The organism is Nesterenkonia sp. K-15-9-6 (assembly GCF_052656005.1).
This window is the reverse complement of record NZ_JBQYEY010000089.1, coordinates 1-249: the sequence shown is the minus strand read 5'-3', so window position 1 is coordinate 249 and position 249 is coordinate 1. Positions and strand designations below refer to the sequence as shown.

Sequence of the window (249 nt, the reverse complement as noted above, 5' to 3'; positions counted from 1 at the left end):
CCGCAGCTTCATCAAGGACATTCCGGACAGCCAGGACGACATGGAGATCACTTCGGCGGTGATCGCCATGGCCCACAATCTGCGTCTGAAAGTCGTGGCCGAGGGCGTGGAAACGGCCGCGCAGCTGCGCTACCTGCGCAGCCAGCGCTGCGACATTGGTCAGGGCTATCTGTTCGATCGCCCGATCGCCGGCAAGCTGCTCGCCGAACATCTGCGCCGCTATCCGAACTGGTTGTAACACCGCGCGAC

At 63.1% G+C, this 249-nt stretch carries 1 protein-coding gene; it reads left to right on the top strand.

Translation table 11 applies throughout. The features are described 5' to 3' along the window. On the top strand, positions 1-238 hold a 238-nt coding region (locus SD455_RS16725; RefSeq protein WP_445508763.1), incomplete at its 5' end, for an EAL domain-containing protein. Positions 239-249 lie beyond the last annotated feature (11 nt).